The sequence below is a fragment of the Rhizobium sp. SG_E_25_P2 genome (assembly GCF_029892285.1).
Taxonomy (GTDB): Bacteria; Pseudomonadota; Alphaproteobacteria; order Rhizobiales; family Rhizobiaceae; genus Rhizobium_E.
Window position 1 is genome coordinate 1 of record NZ_JARXVM010000021.1, and the last position, 25,333, is coordinate 25,333.

Sequence of the window (25,333 nt, forward strand, 5' to 3'; positions counted from 1 at the left end):
CCGCACAATCTAACGGTCCAAGCCAGAGGTCTCTCAACTACTATGTAGAACTCGTCCAGTCCTCCACCGTAGGTGGAGGTTTATTTACTTCATAATAAAAAAGGGCCATACACGGCCCTTTTGTCTTTGACGACATCTGTGAGCCGCCTCACGGCGCGAAGGCCATCACTTCATAACCCGGCATGAAATTGCCAATACGCTTGATTTCCCATTCCAGCAGCACGCCGGAATTCTCATAGACGCGCTGGCGGACGATTTCGCCGAGCTTTTCGAGATCGTGGGCGGTCGCCTGACCGATATTGATCATGAAATTGCAGTGCAACGGCGACATCTGCGCGCCGCCGATCTGCAGTCCGCGGCAGCCTGCTTCGTCGATCAGCTTCCAGGCCGAATGGCCCTCCGGGTTCTTGAAGGTCGAGCCGCCGGTCTTTTCCTGCACCGGCTGCACCGTTTCGCGGTGATGGCGCACGGCGTCCATGTCGGCGCGGATCTTGGTCTTGTCCTCGGCATAGCCTTGAAAGACCCCATGGGTGAAGATCAGCCCTTCCGGCGGCGCAGAATGGCGATAGCTGTAATTCATCTCGGCATTGGAGAGCGTCACGCGCTCGCCCTTGCGGGTCACAGCCTCGATCTCGACCAGGCGTTCGCGCGTTTCCGCCCCATTGGCGCCGGCGTTCATGCGCAACGCCCCGCCGATAGAGCCGGGAATGCCGTAATAGAAGGCAAACCCGCCAATGCCGTGATCGAGCGCCATGGCGGCGAGATTCTTGTCCGGGCAGATCGCGCCGGCGCGGATGCGGTTCTCGCCCGCCAGTTCGACATCGCCGAAACCCTTGGCCGACAGACGCAGCACCACGCCCCTGACCCCGCCATCGCGGACCAGAAGATTGGAGCCGACGCCGACCACCGTCAGCGGCACCTCATCCGGCAGCGCCTTGAGAAAAGTGACGAGATCGTCCACGTCATGCGGCTGGAACATCAGTTCCGCCAGACCGCCGGCGCGGAACCACGTCACCCGGTCCATCGGCGCGTCTGGGGTCAGCCTACCCCGGACATCCTGGATCGCGCTGCCGAGTTCGGCCAGCAGCTTCTTGCCATCTACCTGCTTCATGCCTTCTTTCCTGACAGGGACGCGAGTTCCTTGGGGAGCGCCGCGGCCCAATTTGTGATGCTTCCGGCCCCGAGCAGGACGACGAAATCGCCAGGCTCGGCCAGCGACGCCACGAAAGGCGCGAGCGCATCCGGAGAAGACAGGAAGCGCGCGTCGCGGTGGCCGCCGGATTTGATGCGAGACACCAGCTCTTCAGCCGTGACTCCATCGATTGGATCTTCGCCCGCCGAATAAATCGGCGCAATGAAAATCGTGTCGGCATCGTTGAAACAGGCGGCAAAATCCTCGAAAAGACTGTGGACTCGGCTATAGCGATGCGGCTGATGGATGGCGATGATGCGGCCCTTGCAGGTGTCGCGGGCGGCTTTCAGCACCGCCTTGATCTCGACCGGGTGATGTCCGTAATCGTCGAACACCTGCACGCCGTTCCATTCGCCGGTATGTGTGAAGCGACGCTTGACGCCGCCGAAGCTCGCGAGCCCCCTGGCGATCGCCTCTTCGCTCATGCCCAGACGGTGGGCGACAGCGATCGCGGCGGTGGCGTTGGACACATTGTGCCGGCCCGGCATCGGCAGCCTCAGCCCGTTCATCTCGATCACCTGGCCGGTGCGGCGGCGGCGAATGACCACGTCGAAGATCGAGATCGCGCCTTCGTAGCGCAGATTGAGGAAGCGCACATCGGCCTGCGGGTTTTCGCCATAGGTGATGACCTTGCGGTCCTCGATCTTGGAGACCATGGTCTGCACTTCGGGATGGTCGAGGCACATGACGCCGAAGCCGTAGAACGGCACATTCTCCACGAACTGCCGGAAGGCGGCGCGGGCATTGTCGAAGGTTCCGTAATGGTCGAGATGTTCCGGATCGATATTGGTGACCACGGCGACGTCGGCAGGCAGCTTGAGGAAGGTGCCGTCGGATTCGTCAGCCTCCACCACCATCCACTCGCCCGCGCCCATGCGGGCATTGGTGCCGTAAGCGTTGATGATGCCGCCATTGATCACGGTCGGGTCCAGCCCGCCGGCCTCGAGCAGCGTGCCGACCATCGAGGTGGTCGTCGTCTTGCCATGCGTGCCGCCAATGGCGATGGCGTTGCGGAAGCGCATGAGTTCGGCCAGCATTTCGGCGCGGCGGACGACCGGCAGCAGCTTCTCGCGCGCGGCGATCAGTTCAGGATTGTTTTTCTTGATGGCGGTCGACACCACCACCACCTCGGCCTCGCCGAGATTGTCGGCCTTGTGGCCGACAAAGACATCGATGCCCTTGGCGCGAAGGCGCTGCACATTGGCGCTGTCAGCCTGGTCCGATCCCTGCACCTTGTGGCCGAGATTATGCAGCACCTCGGCGATGCCGCTCATGCCGATGCCGCCGATGCCGATGAAGTGGACGAGCCCGATGCTCTTGGGCATTTTCATGCGTGAACCCCTTTGAAGTCTGAAACCGTCTCGCCCTTCGCGATCGCTTCGACCAGATCGGCGAGCGTGTCAGCGGCTTGCGGCTTGCCCGTCTGGCGGGCGGCGCTCGCCATGGCGGCGAGCCTGTCCGGCTCGGCCATGGCGGCAGTGATGATTTGCGCAATGCGCTCCGGCGTCAGTTCCGCCTGCGCGATCACCTCGGCGCCGCCCTTGGCCTTCAGCGCTGCGGCATTGGCGGCCTGGTCATGGTCGAGTGCATAGGGATAAGGCACAAGCACGGCCGGACGGCCGATGACGGCGAGTTCCGAGACGGTGGAGGCGCCGGAACGGCAGAACACCAGATGCGCCCTGGAGATCTTTTCCGGCATGTCACTGAAGAAGGGCGCAACCTCGGCCGGCAAATTGAGCTTGGCGTAGGCTGCCGCAACCGCGTCCTTATCCTCTGGCCGGGCCTGCTGAACGATGCGAAGCCGCGCGCGCTGCGCCTCATCGATCAGGCAGATGGCCGAGGGAATGGCCTTGGAGAAGAACTGCGCGCCCTGGCTGCCGCCGAAAACCAGCAGTTCGAACGGATCGTCGCCATAGGACGGCTGATAGGATTGGGACGCCGCAGCAATGACGCCCGGCCGCACCGGATTGCCAGTCACCAGCGTCTTGGCGGCATAAGCGCCGTTATTCTCCGGCAGAAAGCCGCCGGCGATGGCGTCGACACGCGGCGCGAGCTTCTTGTTGGCGCGGCCCATGACCGCGTTCTGCTCGTGGATGAGCGTGGGAATGCCGAGGCCGGAGGCCGCCATCAGAGGCGGCGCGGTCGGATAGCCGCCGAAGCCGACAACCGCCAGCGGCTTGATGCGCTGAAACAGCGCTTTCGCCTTGCGCATGCCCGTCCACAGCGTCCAACCGGTCTTCAGGATCGCATAAGGCGTCTTGGAGGCGAAGGTGGCCGAAGGCACGACATGGATCTCGTCGGCGGGAAACTTGCCGGCAAAGCGTTCGGCGCGGCTGTCGGTGACCAGATGCACGGAATAGCCGCGCGCCCGAAGCGCATGGCCCAACGCTTCGGCCGGAAACAGATGGCCGCCGGTTCCCCCGGCAGCCAGAGCGATAATGCCCTTGCTCATCATTTTACTCCGCAGGCGCCAAAGTCGGTACGCGGAACAGGCTGCGCTCCTGCGCGCGCTTTTCCGGCCGTTGGCGCGTCAAGGCGAGAACGAAACCGGCGGTCACGCATATGGCAATCTGCGAGGAACCGCCATAGGAAATCAGCGGCAGCGTCATGCCTTTCGCGGGCAGGAGCTGAAGATTGACGCCGATATTGATGATCGACTGGAAACCGATCTGCAGCACGAGGCCCGCCACGGCGAAACGAGTGAAATCATTGCGGTCGCCGCGGGCATGGGAAAGCCCGCGCATGACCACAAACATGTAGAGCGACACCAGCGCGATGCAGAACACCACGCCGAATTCTTCCGCCGCCACCGAAAACACGAAGTCGGTATGGCTGTCGGGCAGGATGCGCTTGACGACACCTTCGCCCGGACCCATGCCGAACCAGCCGCCGCGCACGATGGCGTCATGGGCGGTGTCGACCTGGAACGTGTTGCCCTCGCCGGTCAGGAACTGGTTGATGCGCTGGGCGGCATGCGGCAGCACCGTATAAGCGACGAACAGGCCGCCCGCCGCGCCAATCGCCATCAGTGCGATCCAGAACCAAGGCATGCCCGCCATGAAAAACATCGAACCCCAGACGGCCGAGGTCAGAATGGTCTGACCGAGGTCTGGCTCGGACACCAGCAGCGCCGCCACAATCACGAACAGCATCATGGCGAACAAATTTCCCGGAATGTCGGGCTGTTTCTGGTTTTCCGCGAACAGCCAGGCGCAGACCACCACGAATGCCGGCTTCATGAATTCCGATGGCTGGATCGACAGAAACGAAATGCTGATCCAGCGCCGCGAGCCCTTCACTTCCATGCCGATGAACAGCACCAGCACCATGGCCACCAAAGCGCCGATCAGCATGATCATGGCGACGCGGCGCACCTGGCGCGGCGACAGGAAGGACAGGCCAAACATCACCGCCAGCGACGGCAGCATGAACAGGCCGTGACGCTCGACGAAATGGAACTGGTCGAGCCCGATGCGCTCGGCAACCGCCGGAGACGCGGCGAAGGACAGCATGAAGCCGATGCCGAGCAACAGCACGAACACCGCGAGGAACAAGCGATCGATCGTCCAGAACCATTCGGCCAAGGGCCCGCGCTCAGCTCTGCTCACCATCAAATCACCTCTTCGTGCCGCAATGGATTTTTCCCGCGAGAATGCAGGCGAATCTCTTAATTTGTCATTAACCACGCGCTGCGGATCAACAAGGATCGGAGCTTACGCCCCGAACCCTGTGAGAGGCTGAAGGTTTCAGCCGCCGGAGACCGGCACCAGCATTTCGACGCCGTCGAGTTCGGAGACGAGCGTGACGAAGCGATCGCCGCGCACCTCGAAATTCTTGAACTGGTCGAAACTCGCGCAGGCCGGCGACAGCATCACCACGGCGCCGTCAACAGCCGCAGCATCCTGGGCGGCATGCGTCACCGCCCGTTCGAGCGTTCCTGAAATCTCGTAGGCCACGTCATTGCCGAGCGTGGCGGCGAATTGCGGCGCGGCCTCGCCGATCAGATAGGCCTTGGCGACCCGCGAAAACAGCGGCTTCAAGGCGGCGATGCCGCCCTCCTTGGGCAGGCCGCCGGCGATCCAGTAGATCTTCTCATAGCTGGACAATGCCGGCGCGGCGGCTTCCGCATTCGTCGCCTTGGAGTCGTTGACGAAGGTGACGCCGCCTTTGCGGGCGATGGGCTGCATGCGATGCTTGAGACCCGGGAAAGATCGGAGCCCTTCGCGGATTTCATCTTCGCTGACGCCGACCGCCAGGCAGGCGCCGATGGCCGCGGCCGCATTCTGGGCGTTGTGGCCGCCGCGTAGCGTCTGGATACCGTCGAGATCGGCGATGAGACGCGCGCCGCTGTTGTCGGCGGCCATGATCGCCGAGCCCTCGGCATAGAGACCATGCTCCAGCGCCTGACGACGGGAAATGCGGGTGACCGCCACGCCCGCCATCTCAACCCGGTCGGAGATCAGGCTGCAAAAACTGTCATCGACGCCGACAATAGCGTTGCGGGCGCCGGCGACCAGCCTCTCCTTGACGTCGGCGTAATGCTGCATCGTTCCGTGACGGTCGAGATGATCTGGCGTCAGGTTGAGCAGGATGCCGGCGGTGGGATTGATCGTCGGGGCGAGATCGATCTGATAGGACGAGCATTCGATCACGAAAAAGCGGTTGGCAGCCGGCGGATCGAGCGTCAGCACCGCCGTGCCGATATTGCCGCCAAGCTGCGTATCGCGGCCCGACGCGCGAAGAATATGGGCGATCAGCGCTGTGGTGGTCGATTTTCCATTCGTGCCGGTGATAGCGATGAACGGGCAATCCGGCGCATCCGCCCGACGCTGGCGCACGAAAAGTTCAACATCGCCGATCACCTCGACGCCAGCGGCGCGGGCGAGTTCCACCGTCCAATGCGGCTTGGGATGGGTGAGCGGCACGCCCGGCGACAGCACAAAGGTTGTGAATTTCGACCAGTCGGCCTGGCGCAGATCGCCAGTTCCAACGCCGCGGCTCCGCGCCTTGTCGACACTGTCGGGATTGTCGTCCCAAGCGGTGACGTCTGCGCCGCCAGCGATCAGGGCTTCGGCGGTGGCGAGGCCCGAGCCGCCGAGGCCGAACAAAGCGACGCGACGGTTCTTGAAGGTGGTGACCGGGATCATGACGGCCTCAGCGGATTTTCAGCGTGGACAGACCAACCAGCGCCAGGATCACCGAAATGATCCAGAAGCGGATCACCACCTGGCTCTCCGTCCAGCCCTTCTTCTCAAAATGGTGGTGGATCGGCGCCATCAGGAACACGCGCTTGCCGGTGAGCTTGAAGCTGCCGACCTGAATGATCACCGACAGGGTTTCCATGACGAAGACGCCGCCGATGATCGCCATGACGATCTCATGCTTGGTGGCGACGGCGATCGAGCCGATCAGGCCGCCCAGAGAGAGCGAGCCGGTGTCGCCCATGAAGATCGCGGCCGGCGGCGCGTTGAACCATAGAAAGCCGAGGCCCGCGCCAATGACGGTTGCGACCACCACGGTCAATTCACCCGTGCCCGGCACGAAATTGACCTGCAGGTAATTGGCGAATACGGCGTTGCCGACCAGATAGGCGATGGCGCCGAAGGACGCCGAGGCGATCATCACCGGCACGATGGCGAGACCGTCGAGACCATCGGTGAAGTTGACCGCGTTGCCCGCCGCGACAATGACGAAAGCGCCGAAGACGATGAAGAACCAGCCGAGATCGATCAGCAGATCCTTGAAGAACGGAAAGGCGATCGCAGAGGCGATATCGCTACCGCTCGGGCCAGCCGCTTTCGCCGCCAGCATCATGAAAAACACCGCGATGCCGGCGATCACGAATTCCGCCAGCAGGCGCATGCGGCCGGAAAAGCCCGCCGTCGACTGCTTGGTGACCTTGAGATAGTCGTCATAAAAGCCGATCAGTCCGAAGCCGAGCATCACCAAAAGGCAGCTGACCACATAGACATTGCCGAGATCGGCCCAGAGCAGCGACGAGGCGACGACGGAGGCGAGGATCATCAACCCGCCCATCGTGGGCGTGCCGGCCTTCTTGAAATGGGTCTGCGGCCCGTCGGCGCGGATCGGCTGGCCCTTGCCCTGACGGACGCGCAGCGAGTCGATGATCTTCGGCCCGAAGAAGAACACAATCAGCGCCGAGGTGAAGAGCGCGGCTCCCGCCCTGAAGGTGATGTACCGAAACAGGTTGAACACCTGCAGGTGATCCGAGAGCTCCACCAGCCACAACAGCATCCGCGCTTTTCCTTCTGTCCTTAAGCCGACGCCGACGCCGGATATTGTTCCATCAGCGCAGCGACGATCCGCCCGCATCCCGAGCCATTCGACGACTTGATCATCACCACGTCGCCCGGCCTGACATTATCGACCACATGGGCCTTCATTTCATCCACCGTGGGCCAATAGAGCACCGCGCGGTCATCGCCAAGAGCGTCGCGCAAATAGGCCATGTCGGGACCGGCGAGCCATACCGCATCGATCGGCTCGGCGCCAATGGGCAGGGCGAGATCGGCATGCACCTGCGCAGAATAGTCCCCCATCTCCAACATGTCGCCGAGCACGGCGATACGGCGACCGGCCTCCTCGGGCCTGGCCGCGCCCAGAAGCGCGATCGCCGCCCGCATCGAGGCCGGGTTGGCGTTGTAGCTTTCGTCGATCAGGGTGAAGGCGCCGCCGGGCAGCATCAACCGGCTGCGGGCGCCGCGGCCCTTGCCGGCGGAAACGCCCGAAAAAGCCGAGACGACTGTGTCGAGATCGGCGCCGGCGAGATAGGAGGCGGCAAGCACGGCAAGCGCGTTTTCGGCGATATGCCGGCCCGGCGCCTGAAGCACGACTTCAATGGTCCGGCCGGCGATGATGGCCCAGAACACGCCATGATCATCTTCCTGCTGATAATCGACCAAACGGAAATCCGCCTTGGGGTGGGCGCCGAAGGAATAGCTGTGGGCCACATGGGCCTCGGCCGCCAACTGGTCGAGCAGTTCGAACTGCTCGATGTCGCGATTGATCAGCGCAGCCCCGTTTTCCGTCACCCCCTCAAAGATTTCCGCCTTGGCGCGGGCGATCTCGTCGAGGCCGGAGAAATTGCCGAGATGGGCGGCGGCGATCGTGGTGACGATCGCCACATGCGGCCGCACCATTTTCACCAGAGGCCGGATCTCATCGGGATGGTTCATGCCGATTTCGAAGACGCCATAGTCGACATCCGCCGGCATGCGGGCAAGCGTCAGCGGCACGCCCCAGTGATTGTTGAAGGAAGCAGGCGAATAATGCACCTTGCCTGCCGCGCTCAGCACCTGGCGCAGCATGTCCTTGGTCGTGGTCTTGCCGACCGAGCCGGTGACGGCGATGATGCGCGCAGCCGAACGGTCGCGCGCGGCCCGGCCCAGCTTTTCCATGGCTTCCAGCACATCGGGCACCACCAGCATTGGCGCACTGACCGCGCCCAGCGCCGGCAACCTGCCTTCACTCACAACCAGCAGCGCCGCGCCATGGGCGGCGGCGATATTGGCGTAGTCATGCCCGTCGACGCGATCGCCCTTGATGGCGAAGAAGGCTTCGCCCGGCTGGATCGCCCTGGAGTCGATTGAAATTCCGGTGATGCCTGCGGGCATGGTCCCGCGCGGCCGGCCATTGGTGGCGGCGATCAGGGCTTCGCTGGTCCAGAGATAGGCCATGGATTATCCTTTGAGCGCGTTGCGGATTTCCTCGTGATCGGAAAAGGGCAGCACGACATTGCCGATCTTCTGCCCTTCCTCATGCCCCTTGCCGGCGACGATCAGCGTGTCGCCCGCAGCCAGCAACGAGACGGCGTGGCGGATCGCTTCATGCCGGTCGCCGATCTCGATCGCGCCGGGGGCCGCGGCCATGATCTCAGAACGGATCGTAGCCGGGTCTTCGCTGCGCGGATTGTCGTCGGTGACGATCACCACATCCGACAGTCGCGTCGCCACCTCGCCCATGATCGGGCGCTTGCCCTTGTCGCGGTCGCCGCCGCAGCCGACCACGGTCACGACGCGGCCGGTGGTGAAGGGACGCACCGAGGTCAGGACATTGGCCAGCGCATCCGGCTTATGGGCGTAATCGACATAGCACAGCGCGCCATCTGTGGTCTTGCCGACCAGTTCCAGCCGTCCCGGCGCGCCTTTCAGATGATCGAGCGCGTCGAAGGCCTTTTCCTGATCCGCCCCCGTCGACAACGCAAGCCCCAGCGACACCAGCGCATTGGCGATCTGGAAATCGCCGGCCAGCGGCAGATGGATCTCGTAGATGGCGTCGCCGAAATGGATTTCAGCCACCTGCTTGTCCCGATAGTGTTCGACCCGCTTCAGCACCAGATAATCGCCAAAACGGCCAACCTTGCGCACATCGAGACCCGCCTTGCGCGCCGCTGTCGCGGCTTTGTCCGACCATTCGTCGTCGGAAAAGATCACCGCCGGCGCGCCCTTGGCCATCAGCGTATCAAACAGGCGCATCTTGCAGGCGAAATATTCCTCCATCGTCGGATGATAATCGAGATGGTCGCGGCCGAGATTGGTGAAGGCTGCGGCGGAAAGCGTGACGCCATCAAGACGACGCTGGTCAAGGCCGTGGCTGGACGCTTCCATGGCGGCATGGGTCACGCCCTCGCCCTTCAATTCCGCCAGCAGTTTCTGCAGCGTCACCGGATCGGGCGTGGTCAGCGACCCCTCGTCGATACGGCCCGGAGCGATGACGCCTGTGGTGCCGATCTGCGCGGCGGCAAGACCGGCATGCGCCCAGATCTGACGGGTGAAGGATGCCACGGAGGTCTTGCCGGCGGTTCCGGTCACGGCGACCATGGTGTCCGGCTGGCCGGGATGAAGTGCAGCCGCAGCCAATGCCAGGGCGCGACGAGGATCGTCCGAGACGATCACCGGCAGCGTCGAAGAGGCCGAAGCGCCCGTTTGCACGAGAATGGCGGCGGCGCCCTTCGCCTCGGCGTCGCCGATGAACTTTCCGCCATCGGTCTTGACGCCCGACAGCGCCACGAACAGATCACCCGGCTTCACCTGCCGGCTGTCGGACGTCACGCCGGTAATGTCGATTTGAGCCGCAGCGCCGTCTATGCGCACGCCTGCGCTGTGAAGCACATCGCCGAGTTTCATGTCGCCCCCTCGCTTTTCTTTATCGAAACGATTCCTTGGGTTCGTTTATGCCGCTCAATAAGACACAAGCAAGGCATTTCCGTCAGGGCCGAACTTGGGCTTGACGCCCAGAAGCGCGCCGGCCCGGCGGATGATGTTGCCAGCGATCACACCGGCATTGCAGCCTGCGGTGACGCCACAGCCTTTATAGGGCTTTTTGGGCTCGTCGACGATGGACAACACCACATATTTCGGATTGTCGACCGGGAAAGCGGACAGAAACGCATTGAAACGCACATTGCCCGCATATCGGCCATTAACGACCTTTTCCGCCGTGCCGGTCTTGCCGCCGACATTGAAGCCGGCAATGTTGGCGCGGCGGCCGGAACCATCGAGCACATTGGCGCGGAACAGAGTGCGCATGTTTTCCACCGTGCGCTCGTTGACCACCACCTTGGCGATCTCGTTGGCCTTTTCCTGGTCTCGCAGCAGAAAGGTCGGCGGCAGCAGCTTGCCGCCATTCATCAGCGCCGCGCCCGCCACCGCCGTCTGCAAGGGCGTGGTCGACACACCATGGCCGAAAGCCACCGTCATCGACGTGATCTTCTTCCAGGTTTTGGGCTGCGACGGCGGGACCACTTCCGGCAATTCGGTGTCCATACGGGTCAGCAGGCCGAGCCGGGTCAGGAACTCTCTATGCCCCTCCACGCCCACGGCGTCGGCCATGCGGGCCGAGCCGATATTGGAGGAATGGAGGAAGACGTCGCGCACCGACAGGATGCGGCGCGTGGCGTGGAAATCGTGAATGGTGAAGCCGCCGATATAGAGCGGCTTGCGCGCATCGAACGTGTCGTTCATCGACACTTTGCCGGAATCGAGCGCCATGGCCGTGGTAAAGGCCTTGAAGGTCGAGCCCATTTCAAACACTCCGCCAGACATGCGGTTCATACCGCTCTTGGTCTTGAGATCGATGGTTTCGCCGGGATTGTTGGGATCGAAATCGGGGGCGGAGGCCATGCCCAGCACTTCGCCGGTATTGACGTCGAGCACGACGGCGCCCGCGGCGATGGCGTCGAAATCAGCAAGACCGCGCTTGATTTCGTCATGCACGATGTTTTGCACACGAAGATCGATCGACAGCTTGACCGGCTCCAATTCCGAGGTGCTGGTCATGCCGATGGCGGCAAGATCGGCCAGACCCTGATTGTCGAGATATTTCTCCATGCCCGCGACGCCGCGATTGTCGATATTGACATAGCCGACCACATGGGCCGCAGCATCGCCCGCCGGATAGAAACGCCGCTTGGCGGGACGGAAGCCAACGCCGGGAATGCCAAGCGACAGGATTTCGCTTTGCTGCTTGGGCGTCAGCTGACGCTGTAGCCACTGGAAGCGGGAATTGCCGGTCAGCTTCTTATAGATCGCCTTGCGGTCGAGATTGGGCAATACGGTGGACAGCAACTCCACCGCCTCGTCGGGATCGACGATCTTGTGCGGCTCGGCGAACAGCGACACGGTGCGGACATCGGTCGCGAGAATTTCGCCGTTGCGGTCGAGAATGTCGGGCCGCGACGCGACCTGATTGTCGGCGGGACGGATCGACGACACCATTTCGGGCGGCGTCATGCCGTAATAGACCAGACGGCCGCCGATAATGGCGTAGACCAGCGTGAAGGCGCCGATCATGATGGCGATGCGGCTTCTGGCCTGTTGACCGGTGGTCTTGCGCACCCCCTGGAAAATCTGGCCATTCTCGGCCTCGAAACCGCGCGACCCGGCGCTGAAATGCGCCTTGCTTTTCAATACCATAATGCGGGAAAGGAAGGACATTAGCGCGCCACCGATCCTGTCTTGATGTCGTCCGTCTTCGACTTCGAGGCGGAGGCCGCCTTGTCGCCGGTCTTCTTGTCGTCCTTGGCGTCGGCCTCCTCGACGGGCGGCAGATCCGCCTTCAACATCGGCAGCTCCACCGGCTGCACCATCTGCGTCGTGTCGGTCGGCTGCAGCTTCAGCTCTTCCTGATAGAGCGCGATGAGTTTTTCAAGCCGGGCGGGCTGGGTCAGCAGCGCCCAATCGGCGCGCAACAGGTCGATCGTATCTTTTTCCAGCCGGATATTGGCCTCAAGTTTGCGCACTTCCTCAAGCTTTTCCTCGGCGCGATGCTTGATCGTATAGGTGATGGTCGCCACCGCCGTCATGATCACGATCAACAGAATATCCAGCGTGCGCAGCATGTCAGCCCCTCAGTCGTTCGATGTCGGCGAGTTGCGGCAGATCAAAGATCGAGGCGTCCGGCTTGCCGGCTTTGGCCTCGGTGCGGACGCCGCAGCGCAGCTTGGCGGAGCGGGCGCGCGGATTGACCTCCGCCTCGGCCTCGCTCGCCTGCACCGCCTGTTTCGGCTCGGGCTTGAAGATCACCGGCGCCGCCGCAATCTCGGGCAGATGCCGCGATCCCGACGCCTTGCCGGCGCGATCGGCAAAGAAGCGCTTGGCGATGCGGTCCTCCAGCGAATGGAAGGTGACGACGACCAGCCGGCCGCCGGGTTTCAGCGCGCGTTCGGCGGCAAACAGCGCCGAGACCAGTTCGCCGAGCTCGTTGTTGACGAAGACGCGCAACGCCTGGAAGACGCGGGTCGCCGGATGGATCTTGTCGGTCATCTTGCGGGGCGTGACGATTTCGATAAGGCCCGCGAGATCGCGCGTGGTCTCGAACGGCTTATCCAGCCGCTTCTTGTCGATGGCGTGGGCGATGCGGCCCGCCTGGCGCTCTTCGCCGAGGAAGGAGAAAATGCGGATGAGGTCGTTGACCTTGGCGCGATTGACCACATCGGCGGCGCTGACGCCCGCGCCCGACATGCGCATGTCGAGCGGACCATTCCGCTGGAAGGAAAAGCCGCGATCGGCCTCGTCGATCTGCATCGAGGAGACGCCGATATCGAGTACGACGCCGTCGAGCCCGCCTTCGGGCGCGAAGTTGTCGAGCTTGCCGAAATTGGTGTGATGCAGGCTGAAGCGGTCAGGATATTCCGCGAGCAACCCCTGCCCCCCGGCGATCGCCGAGGGGTCGCGATCGAGCGCGATCACCGTCGCGCCCGTCCCTAGAATGGCCCGGCTATAGCCGCCGGCCCCGAATGTGCCGTCGAGAATGGCGCGTCCTTGCTCCGCCCCGAGATGCGCGAGCACCTCGGACAACATGACCGGGATATGACGCATCGGTCCGCCAATGGCATCGTCCGCTCCGTTGCCATGATCCGTCATCGTCCTGTCACCCCGCACCATCAGGAGCCGCGGCTTTCGCCCCGCAACTCCAGTCTCGCCGCATTCTGCGCGGCCAGGAACTGATCCGGCCGCCACAGCTGAAAGAAATCCGCCCGACCGACGAACGTCGCCTCGTTTTCGATCCCCGTATAGGCCCGGATGAAATCCGTGACCATCAGGCGACCCTCCGTATCGAGCTTCATATGAACGCCGCCGCCATGAATGAGCAGCGACATCCGGTTTGCTTCCGGCGCAAAGGGATCCATGTCCTGAAGACGCCTTTCTAAGCGCGCCAGCAGGTCGGGTCCCCCGACATTGATCGCCGGATAGTGGAAATCCTGAAAGCCGTAGAGCTCCTCCACGCCCTGCGCGGCAAGCACGGCGCGAAAGGAGGATGGCACAGAGACCCGCCCCTTGGCGTCGACCTTGTTCGTCGCATTGGAAAGGAACCGGCTCATGACGCAATACTTCCGCTTCCAGAAAACGAGCAACGTTGAGCGAAGCCGTCATCCACTTGATTTTGAACGCGAAAGAGAGGTCCTGTCTCGCTTTTGCGCCCAGGCCGGAAGGATGATCCCACCGGTCTGCACCAGTCTTGAAGCGGGCTGTCTGTCGCCCTTTTTCAGTGCGCTTTTGGGATAGCATGGGACCATATGGGCGTCAATGGGACTGGGTCGCCCGCGAACGGGAGGCCGGTCTCCCATTCATAAGCTGTTAAGTTTAACGAAAGGTTGAGAAATGCCCTGAGGAAGGGGATGGCGTCCCCTTCCTCGAACGTGAAATATTTTTCAACTTTTGGAAAATTAATCGCCAGTCGGCCTGTAAGCCGGGTTCTGTAAGGCTCCGGATTTCTCCGGAACGTGGCAGCCATTCATCTGGGACGCCGCTTGCGCGACGCCTCTCGCAACCCACCCGGACGACTGGCCCAGAAACAGGCCTGCCGCATGAAGCGGACGCGTCGTCCCTATTCGGTCTTGCTCCCGGCGGGGCTTGCCATGCCGTCTCCGTTGCCGGATCCGCGGTGGGCTCTTACCCCACCTTTTCACCCTGACCCGGCATGCCGGGCGGTCTGTTTTCTGTGGCGCTATCCCTGGGGTCGCCCCCGCCGGACGTTATCCGGCGCCGTGTTTCCGTGGAGCCCGGACTTTCCTCACCTCACGGCCTTTCGACAATGTGAAGCGCGGCTGCCCGGCCGACTGGCGAGGCGGTCCTTAAAGCAAGGATGCGGTTATGGGAAGGTTTTATTTCGGGAGCGTTCATGTCGACCAACCTCGATGGTGGAGACCGGAAGCAATCAGACCTCTTGGCGACGGCGCGGTTCGGAAACGAGATTTCGACCGCGATTTCCAAGACTGTCAGCTACAGTGCCAGGCACCCGGACCAGAGCCGACTGGAAACTCCTGCAGACTTTCATCGATAGACCGGGAAAGAATGCCGGGCCGACACCCAAAAACTGAGAGAAGAGGCGCAAACAAGCAGACAAAAACAGGCTTCAATGCAACCTGAAATCCACGCCGCCTGAATCCGCTTCAAAGCATGGCGCCGTCAGGTGAATACCGCCTTTGTACGGGCGGAACATATGCATGAAGAGGTATCGATGCGTACAGAAATTGAGCAAAAGCAATTTGAATTGGTTTTGGATATATCCGAGCGGAGGGGGGTTGAAGGCGTTAAAATATTACACTTCGTCATAGAGGAGTGTTTGAGATTTTATCAAAAAAAATACGGGATCGATTTTTACGAAGAAATATTACAATTGCTTGAACTTAAGGGAGCGATGGAGAGCAGGATTCGACACCTCCCAAGACCCGTAAAAAGTTTATACTATCAATTACACGCAAATAAATTTCAAATAACCGAAACTTGCGACTTCGATGAAGAAATGCAGGAAAGTATTACATTTCAAATAGACGAAATATTTTTATGTGACGGCGTTTCGGCATCAGACGTTTTACATATCTTTGAAACAGGCCTAAAGAGAAGCAACACAGAGAAACTACCAGAATTTTACAAGCTTAACGAACACGCTATCAATGAAAAAATTGACGCTGCCAACGACACAACAAAACTCTGATAGATCTGGTTAAGCGTGATCTACACTAGCCACGCTGGGCGCGCCGCTCCGCCTTCAGCTCGTTGAGGAATTGGATCGGGTTAATTTCTTGCGGCTCGCCGCTGGCCTTGCCATCCGCATATTCGCGTTTGAGAAATTCCAGTTCGAGCGCCCGCGCTTTCTCATGTTCTTCGAGCAGGCGGAGGCTATCGCGCATGACTTCACTGACGCTCTCATAGCGCCCGCTTTCGACGAGTTCGCGCACGAAGCCTTCGAAGTGATCTCCGATATTGTAAGCGGATGTCATGGCTGTACCTCTCGATCAGCAGACACTACCAGTTTTTGCTTGAAGAGCCAAACGGAACCGCCCGACAGGGTCCTCACACAAACCTCGGCCTGAAATCCGCCGCCGGATAGGCCGGATCAATGATCTGACCATGAACGAGCAGTTCCGCCCCCAGCCGGCCGATTTCGTCCGAGCTCTTGGCGGCGGCGCCGCAGCCGCCGGCCATGACGAAGATCGACGGCGCGCTGGTTGGCCCGATCGCCGGGTATTTGGTGGGCTTGCCCTGGTCATGCGGATAGGAGGTGACGCAGGTTACGGGGCGAGCGTCCTTGATATCCAGCGAGGGAACGAGGCGCTTCATCATGGCGACGAGATGATCGAAATTGCGCGGGCTGCCGCCGCCCTTGAACCAGTCGCGCACGGCGTCGGTGTTTTCGAGCAGGATATCGGTCATATCGCCGCCGATTTTCAGATAATATTTGCCGTCCGGATAGAGGATCGGCGGCAGCATGTAGACGCCGAGTTCTTCCGGCTCGTCCTCGAAAATCAGCGACGGCATGGAGGCGAGCCTGAGAGCCTCGGCCTCGGAGACTTCAAACAGGCTGATCGTGCGGCCATAGACCTGCATGTCGAGAACGTCAGGCAAAAGCCCCGGCTGATTGGTGAAGCCGCCGGCTGCGACCAGCACGCGGGCGGCGCTCACCGTCTCGCCGCCATCGAGCGAAATCTCGGCGTAACCGTGCTTCTGGGCGATCGACAGCGCCCGCTTGCGGATGACATTTGCTCCGGCTTTCTCCGCCGCGATCGTCTGCGCCGCCACCAGCCTGCGCGGGCTGACATAGCCGGCATTCACAGGCTCGAACACAGCGTCGGAGCCGTCGGGGAAACTGAAATAGGGAAATGTCGACTTGAGGCCCTCATCGTCCAGCAGCACGGGCTCGACGCCCACCCGCGCGGCGGCGGCGCGGATATTGGCCATATAGCTTTGGCTGCGGCCGGTCTTGAGGCCGGAGATCAGGCAACCCTTTTCGCCGTAGAATGTCACGCCGCTTTTCGCCTCGATCTCCCGGTAGCGCGCGATCGAGCGGTTGGCGAGCCGCGCCCAGACTTCGTTGGGATCGATGGTGCGGGTGATGCGGCCCTCGTCGTAATGGCTGGCGAACACACCCTGATGGCTGGCCCAATCGACAGGCTCATCCGGCCCGATCAGCACGACGCCGGGAAACTGTTCGGCGAAATGGCGGGCGGCGGCGGAACCGGTCAGGCCGCGTCCGACCACGGCGTATTGGAACTGGGGCACGGGAAATCTCCGGACTCGAAAATGGCGAATGGCGCTCAAGTTTTATTGCAGAACAAGGCGCAGGAAAACAGCGGCGAGCAAAATGAAAATGCCGAGCGCCATTTTGGTTCTGTCGGGCGACCCGAAGGCGGCGGCGGCCTCTTTCAGTTCATCGAAAGGCGCGCCTTTGGCTTTCAGCGGCGCGAGATGTTCGCTGAGCGCCGCAAGCCTCAATTTACGCCAGTTGAAGGCGGTCGACAGCGCCACGACGATATAGATGACGCTGACCACGCCCGAGAGGCCCGCCGCGCTCGGAAAATTTTCCCGGATCGACGGCGCGCGCAAAACGGCGCTGAGGATCGACAGAACAGCGGCGAAAGCCGCCAGTTTGCCGAGCCGGTAATAAAAGGCGAAGGGAACCGGAAACAGCAGCCCGACCACGGAGAACGCCCAAGGGTAGCCGCGTTCGCGAATGGCGCGCTCGAAATAGGCGATCATTTTCGGATCGCTCGCGAAGGCGCGCGCCACCAGGGTCGGATCGAGATCATCGACGCCGTCAAGCGTTTGCGGTTGTGCGCCGCCTTCAGCCGGCCCACGCCGGTCGGTGGCGTCCGACAGCGCGTCGATGAGATATTCCGCATCTTCGGGCCGCATATGGCGGAGCATTCGGCGATCGTTCGACAGGAGATCGAAGCGATGATCGAGCTCGCGCAACACCGCCGGCTGGTCATGCGGCTTGAGATCATTGGACTGGATCTGATCGAGAAGATCGCGGAGCGCCACGCCGAGGGCATCGTCGAATTCGCCGAGCGGCAGGTTTTCAAGCGCGTCGAAAACTCTCTCCCAGGCATCCAGCGGTCGCCGCCAGGGTTGGGTCTTGCGCGTCTCCTCGAGCAGTTCCCAGATCTCGGGCTCTTCGTCGAAGTCGTCATAGGCGTCCGCCGGCGACTCGCCAGCCGATGCGTCAGGAGCAGGCGTGGGATAGGATAGGTCGACAACCACCCGTTCAGCGTCGGACGGATGAGACGGCGTGAGAGCGGGCGCATCTTTCGCCTCGACCGTCACCGCCTCAGCCAGATCAAGACCGGACAGATCTGCCGCCAGGCCATCCGCCTCGACTGAAGGGACAACCGGCGCGACCGCCGCATCCTCCGGCGAGGCATTCAAGGCAGCGCCCTCTTCCTCGCTGGTGACCCAATGGCTTTCCTCCAAGGCCGCATCGCGCGCTTCGACCAGCGCCTGGAAGCCGGCGGGGTCCTCATCCGGACGCGTCACTTTGAGCTTGCGCGCATAGGCCTTGCGGATCTGCTTCTGGTCGGAGGTCGCATCGATATCAAGAATGGTCCAGGGATAGCGACGGGTCATGGCTGGGGTCCATAAACGGCGGCGCGGATGCCCGCGGCGAGCACAAACAGGAATATTGTACCAAGCCAAGGATTCTGCGGAGACGCCACGCCGAGCTCGGCCAGACGCCGCAAGGCATAAGCAGGCGATCTTCTACGCCTTTTCAACACATCCACCCATAGCCGAAGTTGGAAAACACGCAATTGATCCGCCTTGATACCCACACACAGGCATTGGACCACATACAGCAAGATGAGCCCGCTCTGTAATGCACCGCCAAGAGGGATCATCTCCTTTGGAGTAAGGCTCAGATAGAGAACCGGTGGAAGCCCAATCAGGGCCGCAAGCCAGTAAATCCGGTGATAAAGAGCGAAGAAATACGGAAAAAACAGTCCAAAAAGATCTACGTTGAGTGGGAAGCGGCCCGTGGTCTTCGCAATATCGCAGATCCGCAGCATGCGCTTGCTCGAGGCGAAAGTCGTCAGGATGAAAATGTCATCGACATAGAGCGGCGGCCTTTCTCGGGAAGCGGAACCGCCCGGTCCTTGTCCAATCGCAAACGCAAGGAGAGAGGCGAAATGCAGCGCTGCATCGGAACCAAAATAGTTAAGCAGGATCCGCTCGTCGCCGAAAATCTTGAAGCGACGATCAAGCTCGATCAGGACCTGTTCGTAAGGCCCGAGTATGTCGCGTGGCTCTTGGAGCGTAACGTCCTGGAACGCGCGAGGCTGACGATGCGCCAGCCCTTCTGCAATATGGCGAATGACCCGACCCAAAAACTGCCCCACCTCTTGTAGGGGCGCGTTCTCTACAACGTCAAAAGCGTCAGAATAAGCCGCCACGACATCGCCATTCTTCTCAAAAGCAACATCTACCTGCTCTAGCGCCTTAAATAATCGCCAGATATCAGTGGCGTCGGTCTCTTGTGGTAGTTGCGTGCCAAGCTCGGGCTGAAGCACCTGGATAACTGGGCGGAATTTTGTGTTGGCTTCGTTCTCGTCTGCCGTCGCCGACAGGATTGCGCCGCCATGGGGAGCGGTGACCGCCAGCCGTAGCGCCTCGTTCCGCGCCGTCAAGAGCCGTTGAAACGCTTCTGGATCCTCGTCCGGCCGCGCAGATTTCAACGCGATGGCGTAGGCCTTGCGGATGACCGCAGCGTCGGTCGTCCGTGCAATCCCGAGCGTCGACCATGGATAGTCCGAGGTCTCCATGCCCGCCTCAATCGCGGTTGAAGACGAATTTGTCGAACTGGTTCAGGAACGCGCGGAATTCGTCGCGCACCGCCTCGATATCGCGCAGCCGCTGGTCCTCGATCTCGGCGGTGAATTGCATCAGCCCGTCGGCGATCACCTGGCGGTCCTGTTCGAGCGCTTCGGCATAGATGCGTTCGGCGCGGGCGATGAGTTCGCGGTTTTCCTGCTGGTCGCGCGGCGCGAGCTTGATCTTGGACAATTGCTCGAAACGCTTGGCCAACTCCTTCTCGTCGAGACCGGACTCGTTGGAAAACAATGTCTTGAACACTTCCTTGGTCGATTGCACCGTCGCCTCGACTTCGAGCGCGCCGTTGATGTCATAGGTGAAGCGCACATCCACGCTTTCATGGCCGGCCGGTCGGCGCGGGATCTTCACATTCAGCGTGCCGATATGGACATTGTGCTCGGGGCGGATGTTTTCGCCCTGATAGATGCGCAGCGCAATTTCGGTCTGGTTGTCTGACACGGTGGTGAACGGCTCGACGCGGCTGATCGGCACGGTGGCGTTGCGCTCGATCAGGGGCGAGACGACTTCCTCCCGCTTGCCGTCAGGCCGCGTGCGCATCGAGGCGACGCCGAGCGTGAAGGGGCAGACATCGGTCAGCAAAACATCCTCAACGGCGGCGTCGCGGCTTTTCAACGCCGACTGGATCACTGCGCCCATAGCCACCACTTCGTCGGGATTGATGGTGACGAAAGGCAGCTTGCCGAACAGGCGCGCGATCATCTGCCGGATCGCCGGCATGCGGGTGGCGCCGCCCACCAGCACGATCGCGTCGAGTTCGTCAGGCGAGATGGAGGAATCGCGCAGCGCCCGTTCGAGCGGATGCCGGAGCCGCCGCATCAGATCGGACGCCTCCGCTTCGAATTCTTCGCGCGTGACGACGCCTTCGAGGACAGCTTTTTCAAGCGTGATGCGGTAATCGAGGCTCGCTTTGCCCGACAGATCGATCTTGATCGTGTCGGCGGCGCGCAGGATGCGCGCCTGGTCGATCTTGCCGAGGCTGACGCGGTCGATATTGCTCTTGCGGAGCAGAAGACCGGCCAGCGCTTCGGTGAAATCGTCGCCGCCGAGGAAATTGTCGCCGGCGGAGGCGCGGATTTCGAACACGCCGTCATATTTGTGCATGATCGACACGTCGAATGTGCCGCCGCCGAGATCGAAAACCAGGAACTGGCCGTCGTCGCGAGTCTCCAGACCATAGGCCAGCACCGCCGCCGTCGGCTCGTTGATCAACCGCTCCACTTTCAGGCCCGCAAGCTTGGCCGCATTGATGGTCGCCTTGCGCTGGCCGTCATTGAAATAGGCCGGGCAGGAAATCACCGCTTCGGTGATCTCCTCGGCATATCTGGATTTGTAGTCATCGATCAGCGATCTGAGAATGAAGGAAGACAGCTCTTCGGCGCGAAAGCTGCGCTTGCCGAGCGACACGACGCGGTCGGTGCCCATCCAGCGCTTGAACGACATTACCGCGGCGTCGGGATTGGTCAGCGCCATTTCCCTGGCGGCCGCGCCGACGACGATCTCGCCATTCTGATCGACATAGACGGCCGACGGCGTGAGAAAGCCGCCATTGGCGTTTTCGATCAATCTGGCCTTGCCGTCCTCGAACACGCCGATCAGGGAGTTGGTCGTTCCAAGGTCGATGCCGACAATTGCCATATTGAACCCGCGCACTGATTTTCGTCTTTGAATTTATTAGTCAGTGTCCGATGACCGGACAACAGAAAGTTGCTTAGCCGTCCGGCAACGCCCTCAGCAATCTGTGCAACGTGTCGATGGTGGAGGCGTCCGCGACGCCATCGATGCGTTCGGGGCGGAAATGCCGCTGGAAGGCTTCGACCACGCCGGCCGTGCGGTCGCAGAATTCGCCGCTGACCGGCGCATGATAGCCGTAGAGCGCCAGCATCGCCTGCAGCGCTTCGACCGGAGGCCCGGCGTCGCCGCGTTGGAAAAACCGCCCGCCCGAGATGACGGCGGGTTCGACATGATGGCCGACGCCGGCTTCGGCCAGCGCCTCCCAGGGAAATTTTTCACCCGGATCGACCTTGCGCACCGGCGCGACATCGGAATGGCCGAGCACGCGCTCGGGGGCGATGTCATGACGGGCGGCGATGTCACGGCAGAGCGCGATCACCGCCTCGATCTGCGCGGCGGGAAATGCCGGCAGGCCGCCGGGATGGCCGGCATTGGCGATTTCCACGCCAACAGAGTGGGAATTGATGTCGGCCTCGCCTTTCCAGAAGCTTTTGCCGGCATGCCAGGCGCGCTTGTCCTCGGCCACCAACTGGCTGACGCGCCCGTCTTCCCAGACGAAATAATGGCTGGAGACTTCGCTTTCGGGCCGGCGCAGCCAGTCGAAGGCCGCCGCCGCCGTGGGCATGCCGGTGTAATGCAGGATGATCATGTCGGGGCGCGACACGTCCTTGCGATCGCCGAAATTGGGAGACGCGGCCACATCGGCTTGCGCAAAATCAGGAAGGAATTGGGTCATCAACAGACTCGAATGCTGGCGTCAGGCCGCGCGAAGCTCGCGCTCGATGGCGGCATAGGCGGCGTTATACTTGGCCATGCGCTCATGCGCCACCGCCTGGAACGAGGTCGGCAGCCCCCGCGCGATCATCCGATCTGGATGATGCTCCCGCACCAGCGCCCGATACTGCTGGCGGATGGTCTGGAAATCATCCTTCCGCGACACGCCGAGCACGCTGTAGGGGTCGGCGCCCTCGACATAGACATGCCGGGCCAGGATCTGGGCGAAGCGGTCCTCCGAGATCTGGAAGATCGCAGCGACATTTTCGAGAAAGGACAATTCGCGCTCATGCACCGCGCCGTCGGCCTTGGCGATGTGGAACAGGCCGTCCATGACGTTTTCGAGCATGGCGCATTCGGGTTGGCCGGATCGGCAGAGGCCGGAGAGCTTTTCGGCATAGGCTTCGAAGCCCGCGACGTCCTGTTTGGCGAGATTGTAGAGACGGGCGACATTGCGCGCCTCTTCGGCCGGGTAGTCAAAGATTTCCTGGAACGCCTCGATCTCATTGGGGGTGACGACGCCATCGGCCTTGGCCATCTTGGCCGACAAGGCGATGACGGCGACAGAGAACGCCACCTTGCGTCGCGTCTCGGGATCGCCCTCGAACACGGTCCGGATCGCTTCGATCAGGCTCGACAAGGCGTTGGTCGCGGTGTCGGCGACTGCGCTGAAGAGCTTTTCCCAAAAAGACATGATCGCGCCCGGCCGGAGAGGAGTTTCAGAAAAAGGGTGAACAATTGTCGGCTCAAAAGCAAGCCACGGCGAGAATGAAATTTCCGTAATGGAATTTGATCGGAAACGATCTTGTCGTCGATTTAGCGTGACGAAGCACGAATGCGCGCAGGAAAGCGGGGGACGAATCGAAAACGGTCCCGCCGGCTGACGGAACCGTTGAAATGGCCTGCGCACAAGGGCGCCGGCCTTACGGGCAGACGCGCGATTTGGTGATCACCGTCTTGTTGTTGGTGATCTTCTTCACCGTCTTGGTGTAGCAGGGCTGGCGCACCACGACTTTCTTGACCACCGGCGGGCGAACGATCACGCGCTGGGCGGGGTTGTTGGGCGCCACGCGAATGGTGAGACTGTCGGCGAAGGCCGGCGCGGTAAACGCGGAGGCCAGACCCAGCGCCGAAGCGGCGATCACCATCTTGAACGAAGTCTTCATCGGTCTTCTCCTTATGAAGCAAATCCTGTCATCGCCGTAAAAACGCGCCGTCAAACAGAAGGTTCCGGCCGCTGGCCCCGCCGGGACCGCTCGACTGATTATCCACAAGCCCCAAGGCGGGCTTTTCATATTGAATCGTTTAAGTCAGGCGCAGCCCCCCGGGAGCGCGCAACGGGCCTGTTCTTCATCATCTCTTCACTTTACAGAAGGCACAGGCTGGCCCATCGATGCCGGCTGCAAAGGCTAACGCCGCATGGGAGATTTCAATCATGGCCAAACAAAAAGCCGCAATGCTGACAGCGGGCGGGCTCGCCCCTTGCTTGTCTTCCGCCGTGGGCGGACTGATCGAACGCTATAGCGACGTCGCGCCCGAAGTGGAGCTGATCGCCTATCGCTCGGGCTATCAGGGCGTGCTTCTCGGCGACAGCATCCAGATCACCAAGGACATGCGCGAACGCGCCCATCTCCTGCATTATCATGGCGGCTCGCCGATCGGGAACAGCCGCGTCAAGCTGACCAATGCCGCCGATTGCGTCAAGCGCGGCCTGGTGAAGGAAGGCGAGAACCCGCTGCGCGTGGCGGCGGAACGGCTGACGCGCGATGGCGTCACCATTCTCCACACGATCGGCGGCGACGACACAAACACCACTGCAGCCGATCTCGCGGCCTATCTCGAGGCCAACGGCTACAAGCTCACCGTCGTCGGCCTGCCCAAGACCGTCGACAACGACGTGGTGCCGATCAAGCAGTCGCTCGGGGCCTGGACGGCGGCCGAAGTCGGCGCGCATTTCTTCGACCATGTGTCGAACGAGCAGAGCGCCGCGCCCAAGACGCTGGTGGTGCATGAGGTGATGGGACGCCATTGCGGCTGGCTGACCGCCGCCACCGCGCGCGCCTATATCCAGGACACCAAGGGCCGCGACTATGTCGAAGGCCTGATGATGAACACCCAGCTCAAGAACATCGACGGCATGTATCTGCCGGAAGTCGCTTTCGATCTCGAACAGGAAGGCGCCCGCCTCCGGCAGATCATGGAGACGACAGGCTTCGTGACCATCTTCGTCTCGGAAGGCGCGGCCCTCGACACGATCGTCGCCGAACGCGAGGCCTCCGGCGATCACGTCAAGCGCGACGCCTTCGGCCATGTGAAAATCGACACGATCAATGTCGGCAACTGGTTCTCCAAGCATATCGGCCATATGATCGGCGCCGAGCGCGCGATGGTGCAGAAGTCGGGCTATTACGCCCGCTCGGCTCCGGCCAACCGCGACGATCTCCGGTTGATCCAGAGCATGGTGGACCTCGCCGTCGAAAGCGCGCTCAACCGCGTCTCCGGCGTGACAGGCCATGATGAAGACCAGAACGGCAAACTGCGCACGATCGAATTCTCGCGCATCAAGGGCGGCAAGCATTTCGACACCGACCAGCCGTGGTTCTCCGAAGTCATGGACTATATCGGCCAGCCCTGGCGGGCAGTCTGACATCAATAACAACCGGCGCGGAAGGCTCTCTCCGCGCCGGTTTGTCAAATTTCTTAATTTAGTTTTTCTTACGGTTAACCGTTCTCATTTCAACAGATCTGATTGTCGGATCCGGCGCCCGGCGCGACCGTGGAAGGATTTTCTCGCCATCGGCATTGGCGTCCACCCCGGCTTTGCAGTTACGCCCGCGCTTCACAACAATGTGAGTTTTCAGCAGCTTCCCGCCCGCCCGCGTCGAGAGCCGCATGTATTCACGAAGGGCGCGACGAAGACGCAAATCGCGAATTAAGCCTTGGTTAACCATGATCATTCATAATCCATTAACTCTGGAAGAGGCGAAGGCGATGAAATCACTGGTTTTAT

General features: G+C 61.6%; 23 protein-coding genes and 1 other RNA gene. 2 read left to right on the plus strand and 22 right to left on the minus strand.

All coding sequences use genetic code 11. The features are described from left to right. Positions 1-148: 148 nt before the first annotated feature. The 13 genes from murB to rnpB all read right to left on the minus strand — a co-directional run bounded on the left by murB (position 149) and on the right by rnpB (position 14,775). The gene (gene murB / locus M2360_RS22960) at positions 149-1,111 is read right to left on the minus strand and encodes a UDP-N-acetylmuramate dehydrogenase (RefSeq protein ID WP_280777716.1); all 963 of its coding nucleotides are present in this window, start codon (positions 1,109-1,111) and stop codon (positions 149-151) included. Next, positions 1,108-2,523 carry a UDP-N-acetylmuramate--L-alanine ligase gene (gene murC, locus M2360_RS22965; RefSeq protein WP_280777717.1) on the minus strand — a complete coding sequence of 472 codons (1,416 nt, stop codon included), beginning with the start codon at positions 2,521-2,523 and terminating at the stop codon, positions 1,108-1,110. Before murC ends, murB begins: the two co-directional genes overlap by 4 nt. After that, positions 2,520-3,644, minus strand: coding sequence for an undecaprenyldiphospho-muramoylpentapeptide beta-N-acetylglucosaminyltransferase (gene murG, locus M2360_RS22970; protein WP_280777718.1), 1,125 nt, complete (start codon positions 3,642-3,644; stop codon positions 2,520-2,522). Before murG ends, murC begins: the two co-directional genes overlap by 4 nt. A 4-nt stretch (positions 3,645-3,648) precedes the next feature. Then, on the minus strand, positions 3,649-4,803 hold the full coding sequence (gene ftsW / locus M2360_RS22975; protein ID WP_280777719.1) for a putative lipid II flippase FtsW: 1,155 nt from the start codon (positions 4,801-4,803) through the stop codon (positions 3,649-3,651). Positions 4,804-4,938: 135 nt separating this feature from the next. Then, positions 4,939-6,339: a UDP-N-acetylmuramoyl-L-alanine--D-glutamate ligase gene (gene murD, locus M2360_RS22980; RefSeq protein WP_280777720.1), complete on the minus strand. Its 1,401-nt coding sequence runs from the start codon at positions 6,337-6,339 to the stop codon at positions 4,939-4,941. Positions 6,340-6,346: 7 nt separating this feature from the next. Further along, complete coding sequence (mraY, locus tag M2360_RS22985; RefSeq protein WP_280777721.1) at positions 6,347-7,447, minus strand: phospho-N-acetylmuramoyl-pentapeptide-transferase; 1,101 nt, start codon at positions 7,445-7,447, stop codon at positions 6,347-6,349. Positions 7,448-7,467: 20 nt separating this feature from the next. Then, positions 7,468-8,889, minus strand: a complete 1,422-nt coding sequence (locus M2360_RS22990; protein ID WP_280777722.1) for a UDP-N-acetylmuramoylalanyl-D-glutamyl-2,6-diaminopimelate--D-alanyl-D-alanine ligase — start codon at positions 8,887-8,889, stop codon at positions 7,468-7,470. 3 nt (positions 8,890-8,892) lie between these two features. After that, a complete protein-coding gene (locus tag M2360_RS22995) occupies positions 8,893-10,338 on the minus strand; it encodes a UDP-N-acetylmuramoyl-L-alanyl-D-glutamate--2,6-diaminopimelate ligase (protein WP_280777723.1) in 1,446 nt (481 codons plus the stop codon). Between the two features lie 54 nt (positions 10,339-10,392). Continuing rightward, a complete protein-coding gene (locus tag M2360_RS23000; protein WP_280777724.1) occupies positions 10,393-12,147 on the minus strand; it encodes a penicillin-binding protein 2 in 1,755 nt (584 codons plus the stop codon). Next, the gene (locus tag M2360_RS23005; protein WP_280777725.1) at positions 12,147-12,551 is read right to left on the minus strand and encodes a hypothetical protein; all 405 of its coding nucleotides are present in this window, start codon (positions 12,549-12,551) and stop codon (positions 12,147-12,149) included. Before M2360_RS23005 ends, M2360_RS23000 begins: the two co-directional genes overlap by 1 nt. Before the next feature lies 1 nt (position 12,552). Continuing rightward, complete coding sequence (gene rsmH, locus M2360_RS23010) at positions 12,553-13,575, minus strand: 16S rRNA (cytosine(1402)-N(4))-methyltransferase RsmH (protein ID WP_280777726.1); 1,023 nt, start codon at positions 13,573-13,575, stop codon at positions 12,553-12,555. Positions 13,576-13,595: 20 nt separating this feature from the next. Next, positions 13,596-14,033: a division/cell wall cluster transcriptional repressor MraZ gene (mraZ, locus tag M2360_RS23015; protein WP_280777727.1), complete on the minus strand. Its 438-nt coding sequence runs from the start codon at positions 14,031-14,033 to the stop codon at positions 13,596-13,598. 348 nt (positions 14,034-14,381) lie between these two features. Then, positions 14,382-14,775, minus strand: an RNA gene (rnpB, locus tag M2360_RS23020) — RNase P RNA component class A. 397 nt (positions 14,776-15,172) lie between these two features. Here rnpB and M2360_RS23025 point away from each other — a divergent pair. Further along, complete coding sequence (locus M2360_RS23025; protein WP_280777728.1) at positions 15,173-15,649, plus strand: hypothetical protein; 477 nt, start codon at positions 15,173-15,175, stop codon at positions 15,647-15,649. A gap of 25 nt (positions 15,650-15,674) precedes the next feature. Here M2360_RS23025 and M2360_RS23030 read toward each other — a convergent pair whose 3' ends face one another. The 8 genes from M2360_RS23030 to M2360_RS23065 form a co-directional block, all read right to left on the minus strand. Then, a complete protein-coding gene (locus M2360_RS23030) occupies positions 15,675-15,935 on the minus strand; it encodes a type II toxin-antitoxin system ParD family antitoxin (RefSeq protein WP_280777729.1) in 261 nt (86 codons plus the stop codon). 73 nt (positions 15,936-16,008) lie between these two features. Then, entirely contained in the window at positions 16,009-17,214 is a 1,206-nt protein-coding gene (locus M2360_RS23035) for an FAD-binding oxidoreductase (RefSeq protein WP_280777730.1), read from the minus strand. Positions 17,215-17,256: 42 nt separating this feature from the next. Further along, entirely contained in the window at positions 17,257-18,558 is a 1,302-nt protein-coding gene (locus tag M2360_RS23040; RefSeq protein ID WP_280777731.1) for a hypothetical protein, read from the minus strand. Beyond that, positions 18,555-19,748, minus strand: a complete 1,194-nt coding sequence (locus M2360_RS23045) for a hypothetical protein (protein WP_280777732.1) — start codon at positions 19,746-19,748, stop codon at positions 18,555-18,557. Before M2360_RS23045 ends, M2360_RS23040 begins: the two co-directional genes overlap by 4 nt. A 7-nt stretch (positions 19,749-19,755) precedes the next feature. Continuing rightward, positions 19,756-21,468, minus strand: coding sequence for an Hsp70 family protein (locus tag M2360_RS23050; RefSeq protein ID WP_280777733.1), 1,713 nt, complete (start codon positions 21,466-21,468; stop codon positions 19,756-19,758). A 58-nt stretch (positions 21,469-21,526) separates the two neighbouring features. Next, complete coding sequence (locus M2360_RS23055) at positions 21,527-22,285, minus strand: N-acetylmuramoyl-L-alanine amidase (protein ID WP_280777734.1); 759 nt, start codon at positions 22,283-22,285, stop codon at positions 21,527-21,529. A gap of 21 nt (positions 22,286-22,306) precedes the next feature. Beyond that, entirely contained in the window at positions 22,307-23,017 is a 711-nt protein-coding gene (locus M2360_RS23060; protein ID WP_280777735.1) for a DnaJ family molecular chaperone, read from the minus strand. Positions 23,018-23,246: 229 nt separating this feature from the next. After that, complete coding sequence (locus M2360_RS23065) at positions 23,247-23,489, minus strand: hypothetical protein (protein ID WP_280777736.1); 243 nt, start codon at positions 23,487-23,489, stop codon at positions 23,247-23,249. A gap of 269 nt (positions 23,490-23,758) precedes the next feature. Here M2360_RS23065 and M2360_RS23070 point away from each other — a divergent pair, with 269 nt between their 5' ends. After that, positions 23,759-24,970 carry a pyrophosphate--fructose-6-phosphate 1-phosphotransferase gene (locus M2360_RS23070; protein WP_280777737.1) on the plus strand — a complete coding sequence of 404 codons (1,212 nt, stop codon included), beginning with the start codon at positions 23,759-23,761 and terminating at the stop codon, positions 24,968-24,970. Positions 24,971-25,028: 58 nt separating this feature from the next. On the opposite strand, the gene M2360_RS23075 is transcribed toward M2360_RS23070, so the two are convergent. Beyond that, a complete protein-coding gene (locus M2360_RS23075) occupies positions 25,029-25,280 on the minus strand; it encodes a hypothetical protein (protein ID WP_280777738.1) in 252 nt (83 codons plus the stop codon). Positions 25,281-25,333 lie beyond the last annotated feature (53 nt).

Bases quoted from the DNA above. Each gene is read 5' to 3' on its own strand.
- murB (WP_280777716.1), bottom strand. From the start codon at position 1,111: ATGAAGCAGGTAGATGGCAAGAAGCTGCTGGCCGAACTCGGCAGCGCG.
- murC (WP_280777717.1), bottom strand. From the start codon at position 2,523: ATGAAAATGCCCAAGAGCATCGGGCTCGTCCACTTCATCGGCATCGGC.
- murG (WP_280777718.1), bottom strand. From the start codon at position 3,644: ATGAGCAAGGGCATTATCGCTCTGGCTGCCGGGGGAACCGGCGGCCAT.
- ftsW (WP_280777719.1), bottom strand. From the start codon at position 4,803: ATGGTGAGCAGAGCTGAGCGCGGGCCCTTGGCCGAATGGTTCTGGACG.
- murD (WP_280777720.1), bottom strand. From the start codon at position 6,339: ATGATCCCGGTCACCACCTTCAAGAACCGTCGCGTCGCTTTGTTCGGC.
- mraY (WP_280777721.1), bottom strand. From the start codon at position 7,447: ATGCTGTTGTGGCTGGTGGAGCTCTCGGATCACCTGCAGGTGTTCAAC.
- M2360_RS22990 (WP_280777722.1), bottom strand. From the start codon at position 8,889: ATGGCCTATCTCTGGACCAGCGAAGCCCTGATCGCCGCCACCAATGGC.
- M2360_RS22995 (WP_280777723.1), bottom strand. From the start codon at position 10,338: ATGAAACTCGGCGATGTGCTTCACAGCGCAGGCGTGCGCATAGACGGC.
- M2360_RS23000 (WP_280777724.1), bottom strand. From the start codon at position 12,147: ATGTCCTTCCTTTCCCGCATTATGGTATTGAAAAGCAAGGCGCATTTC.
- M2360_RS23005 (WP_280777725.1), bottom strand. From the start codon at position 12,551: ATGCTGCGCACGCTGGATATTCTGTTGATCGTGATCATGACGGCGGTG.
- rsmH (WP_280777726.1), bottom strand. From the start codon at position 13,575: ATGACGGATCATGGCAACGGAGCGGACGATGCCATTGGCGGACCGATG.
- mraZ (WP_280777727.1), bottom strand. From the start codon at position 14,033: ATGAGCCGGTTCCTTTCCAATGCGACGAACAAGGTCGACGCCAAGGGG.
- M2360_RS23025 (WP_280777728.1), top strand. From the start codon at position 15,173: ATGCGTACAGAAATTGAGCAAAAGCAATTTGAATTGGTTTTGGATATA.
- M2360_RS23030 (WP_280777729.1), bottom strand. From the start codon at position 15,935: ATGACATCCGCTTACAATATCGGAGATCACTTCGAAGGCTTCGTGCGC.
- M2360_RS23040 (WP_280777731.1), bottom strand. From the start codon at position 18,558: ATGACCCGTCGCTATCCCTGGACCATTCTTGATATCGATGCGACCTCC.
- M2360_RS23045 (WP_280777732.1), bottom strand. From the start codon at position 19,748: ATGGAGACCTCGGACTATCCATGGTCGACGCTCGGGATTGCACGGACG.
- M2360_RS23055 (WP_280777734.1), bottom strand. From the start codon at position 22,285: ATGACCCAATTCCTTCCTGATTTTGCGCAAGCCGATGTGGCCGCGTCT.
- M2360_RS23060 (WP_280777735.1), bottom strand. From the start codon at position 23,017: ATGTCTTTTTGGGAAAAGCTCTTCAGCGCAGTCGCCGACACCGCGACC.
- M2360_RS23065 (WP_280777736.1), bottom strand. From the start codon at position 23,489: ATGAAGACTTCGTTCAAGATGGTGATCGCCGCTTCGGCGCTGGGTCTG.
- M2360_RS23070 (WP_280777737.1), top strand. From the start codon at position 23,759: ATGGCCAAACAAAAAGCCGCAATGCTGACAGCGGGCGGGCTCGCCCCT.
- M2360_RS23075 (WP_280777738.1), bottom strand. From the start codon at position 25,280: ATGATCATGGTTAACCAAGGCTTAATTCGCGATTTGCGTCTTCGTCGC.